Source organism: Bacteroidota bacterium, from assembly GCA_030706565.1.
Classification (GTDB): Bacteria; Bacteroidota; Bacteroidia; order Bacteroidales; family JAUZOH01; genus JAUZOH01.
Map to the genome: position 1 here is coordinate 1 of JAUZOH010000331.1, position 4175 is coordinate 4175.

Sequence of the window (4175 nt, forward strand, 5' to 3'; positions counted from 1 at the left end):
CAGCAAGAAAGTTGCAGATCATCAGGTTGCCAAGGACGTAGCCATGCAGGTTGCAGCAATGAGCCCTATAGCCGTTGATAAAGAAGATGTTCCTCAGGATGTTGCTGATAAGGAATTGGAAATCGGCAGAATTCAGGCAAAAAACGAAGGCAAACCCGAAAATATGCTTGACAAAATTGCTATGGGGAAACTAAGCAAATTCTATAAAGAATCAACCTTGTTGAACCAGGAATTTATTAAAGATTCCAAGCAGACTATAAAACAGTATCTTCAAAATGCTGACAAGGAATTAAAAGTCCTGAAATTCATCAGATACTCCTTAAAAGACTAAGATATTTCCATATTAAAAAAAAGAGAGAGCCATGCCCTCTCTTTTTTTTTGCCGCTAATCCTTCTCTTTCAATAAAATTCTATTTCATATTGCAGAATTAATTTTTTTCCAGGGAAATAAATTAATTTTGAAAGGAATTTTCATTTCCAAATTCCTTGACGTCTGCTTTAGCAAACAGACAAAGGGGAAACAGAAATTTCTGTTTTAGCCCACGAGTATATTAATATTGATAATTCATAAACAATCATACTTCAAATGATAAAATATAAGCGGATATTGCTAAAATTAAGTGGTGAAGCCCTGATGGGCGAATCCCAGCAAGGTATAGATACGGAAAGGCTCACAGAATATGCCTCACAGATTAAAGAAATTGCAGACCTGGGTGTTGAAGTCGGTATTGTTGTCGGTGGGGGCAACATATTCAGAGGCCTGAAGGGCGTTGACAAAGGGTACGACCGGGTTAAAGGAGATTATATGGGCATGCTGGCCACGGTGATCAACGGATTGGCCATACAGTCTGCCCTGGAGAACCTGGGCGCCAAAGCCAGGGTACTCACGGCCATCCGGATGGAACCGGTTGGCGAAGGCTACAGCAAACAAAAAGTCATGGAGGCCTTTAGCAATCATGAAGTTGTGATTTTTTCAGCCGGTACAGGCAATCCGTTTTTCACCACCGATACAGCTTCGGCCCTGCGCGCTGTTGAAACCGAAGCCCAGGTTTTGCTGAAAGGAACCAGAGTGGATGGGGTTTATACCGCCGATCCTGAAAAAGACAAGACCGCAACCAAGTTTGACGAAATCACTTTTAAAGAAGCTTACAGCCGCGGACTGAACATCATGGACCTTACAGCATTCACCCTTTGCCGGGAGAATAATTTGCCTATCATCGTATTCGATATGAACCAAAAAGGAAACCTGAAAAAAATTATTTCAGGGGAAAAAGTTGGAACGATAGTAAAAAATTAAATATATTTATCCTCATATCTTAACACATTAAAATTTTGACAACATGGATGAAGAAGTTCAATTATACCTGGATGATGCCAAAGAGAAAATGAAAAAGGCCATATTGCACCTTGAAGCCGAACTCGTCAAAGTCAGGGCCGGAAAAGCCAGCCCACAGATGCTCGAAGGTGTACATGCCGATTTTTATGGGGTTTCAACCCCTATTACCCAAATGGCAAACATTAACACCCCCGATTCAAGGACTCTGCTGTTACAACCTTGGGATAAAAACACCATCGAATCCATCAACAAAGCCATACTTGCTGCCAATATCGGATTGACTCCCGTGGTTCAAAGCGACACAATCCGGATCAATATCCCGGTACCAACCGAAGAAAGAAGAAAATTGCTGGCCAAACAAGCCCGTTCCGAAGCCGAAGTTGCCAGGGTCAGCCTTCGTAACACCCGACGGGAAATACTTGAAGATTTGAAAAAAATCGAAAAGGAAGGCACTCCCGAAGATGCTATCAAGGAAGCTGAAGAAGTGGTAAAAAAGATGATTGATACCTACAACAAGAAAGTTGATGCCTTATTGGAACAAAAAGAAAAAGATATCATGACCGTTTAAGTCTTTCATAAAAAACGAGGCTTCCCGGATTCAGGAAGCCTCATTTTTTATTTCTGCTATTATTATTTCTACCTGATCTATTTATTCCGTACAATTGCAGCAAATGGGTATGCTGCAGCGGTCGTTTAATATCTTTTGCCTGAATTTATTTAGCTTCTCTCCTACCCAAATCGCCTCAACGCTGTTTTCATTGACATTGCCTAAAGCATGGTTTCCATCTTTGTCAAAGCAACAGGGGACCATATTGCCTTCACAGGTAATCACCGCAGTGGTAGAGACTCTCCGGCAACGATTTTTCATTTTTTTCTTTATTTCATAATTTCCCTGCCCATCTTTGCGGTAACGCGAATACCTTTCATTTTCAGGCAACAGAAATTTGCCGCTCCCGTTCAGGTCATAAACCTGCAATGATTTGAATTCAATTTTGTCGGCTCCGGTTGAAGCAGCCAGTTTCTTTGCTTCTTGCATCTGATGCTCGTTTTGGGCAGTCACCAGGAACTGGAAAACAATAAAGGGCCTGTCCGATTTTAACTTTTTCTTCCAGGCAGAAAGTGCCGAAATGGCGCCCAGCGCTTTTTCCAGGGAACCGCCCCTTCGGTATTGCTCATAAACCTCCTGTGTGGTGCCGTCTACGGAAACAATTATCCGGTCAAGGCCGCTTTCCACAATTTTGCGGGCCAGGGGAGAATCAATACACTGCCCGTTGGTAGAGGTAATGGTATAAATATTTTTCTTCCGGGCCAGCCTGATCATCCTGAGCATGGAAGGGCATAAAAAAGGTTCTCCCTGGAAATATAAAATAATACTGACCAGATAAGGAGAAGCTTGTTCAATGACAGACTGATATAAATTGAAATCCATATTCCCTTTTTTACGGGTAAGCTCCCCTCTCCCGTTTGGACATTCCGGACACTTAAGATTACAGAAACCGGTAGGCTCAACAGACAAACCGGAAGGCATAGTTTTTACCTTGAATTTCCAGCCCCGGGAACCCGCAAAATAAGCGAACAACAAACGGAAATAATTGCTGATTTTCTTTAAAGACAAAGAAGATAAAAAATGTAAGGCATCAATAAATTGAGGAGGAAAACTATTCATGAGTTATTTTAATTCAGACCGCTTTATAATTTATTGTTGGATTTTCTTTTTCAAAAATATCAAAAATACCACGTTTTGTCATCAGAGATAAGCCTATTTCAGATTATATCTCCATGTTTCAAGCCGCAAAAATAACACGGAGGCGCCAAGGGCAGATACATCTCCCTATAACTCTGTGTCTTCTCAGTGTATCTCAGTGTTATCGTATTTGATTATTACACAGAGAATCACAGAGATCTTTCACAGAGAACCACAGAGGTTTTCTCAGATTAACATCCCTGTGGTTAATGTATTTTATTTCAAACCATCTCAAACAACCTCAAACCATCTTTGTTCCGTGTTATTTGTACATATTTAAAGAAATTCAAGGATATATTTTTTTGCCTTTTCCAGTTTTTACCGGTTTGACAATTTCGTTCAGTGAAAATAAGAAATCATCATACTGCCGCATGAATAAGAATTATAGTTAATCTTTAAACTAATGAACATTATGATCATTTCCCATATAATTTACTTTTATTCTTTGCTTTTTGAGCGGAATCAGGAAGACTGAATGGTGATGGCGTTAAAGCAATCGTATCGCTTGAGACGGTCCGGCCTGCCAAAAAGCCAACTGCATTGGTAAAATTACTATATACCTGTACAGGTGAAGAATATCTGTTTGTAATGTTTTCATTAAATAAAAACATCGATTTAAGCCGTTTATAATAACCTTGCGATATACTCACCAAATTAATACAAAGTAAACTATCAGCCATGACTCCAGGTGTTACCACTATTGATTCCTGATTATCATTGAAAAGCTTATCACTGAATATAGGCTGCGCATTAGGACAAAATGATCTATATTTTTGAATAAAAAGATTGTTTTCAAATAACGGATTGATATCAAATGCTCCGGAAATCCAACAATTTAAAGGCCATTGTTTGGTTTTTGTATATTCTTTTACAATTGCATAACATTCTAGCGCATAATAATTTTGTTGCGGAGGATCCTTAAAGGTGAGTTTATATTTCTTCGTAGCGTAATAATTCACCCCGTCAAAACTACAATAACCACGACCATAATGAATTCCGTCATCTACTAATTGTTGTATATCCACTTTTTCCGGAACCTTGCATGAAGCAACCATCTCTGGATTTGATCCGATTTTAACAATCATCTGATAATTA

Annotated in this window: 5 protein-coding genes; 3 read left to right on the plus strand and 2 right to left on the minus strand. The window is 39.5% G+C overall.

The window, feature by feature from the left end; genetic code table 11:
• The 3 genes from Q8907_13495 to frr all read left to right on the plus strand — a co-directional run.
• On the plus strand, positions 1-331 hold a 331-nt coding region (locus tag Q8907_13495), incomplete at its 5' end, for an elongation factor Ts (GenBank protein ID MDP4275286.1).
• Positions 332-586: 255 nt separating this feature from the next.
• Positions 587-1297: a UMP kinase gene (gene pyrH / locus Q8907_13500; GenBank protein ID MDP4275287.1), complete on the plus strand. Its 711-nt coding sequence runs from the start codon at positions 587-589 to the stop codon at positions 1295-1297.
• A gap of 43 nt (positions 1298-1340) precedes the next feature.
• The gene (gene frr, locus Q8907_13505) at positions 1341-1904 is read left to right on the plus strand and encodes a ribosome recycling factor (GenBank protein MDP4275288.1); all 564 of its coding nucleotides are present in this window, start codon (positions 1341-1343) and stop codon (positions 1902-1904) included.
• 81 nt (positions 1905-1985) lie between these two features.
• Here frr and Q8907_13510 read toward each other — a convergent pair whose 3' ends face one another.
• Together Q8907_13510 and Q8907_13515 are read right to left on the minus strand one after the other, a co-directional pair.
• The gene (locus Q8907_13510) at positions 1986-3002 is read right to left on the minus strand and encodes a radical SAM/SPASM domain-containing protein (GenBank protein ID MDP4275289.1); all 1017 of its coding nucleotides are present in this window, start codon (positions 3000-3002) and stop codon (positions 1986-1988) included.
• Between the two features lie 494 nt (positions 3003-3496).
• On the minus strand, positions 3497-4175 hold a 679-nt coding region (locus Q8907_13515), incomplete at its 5' end, for a DUF4249 family protein (GenBank protein MDP4275290.1).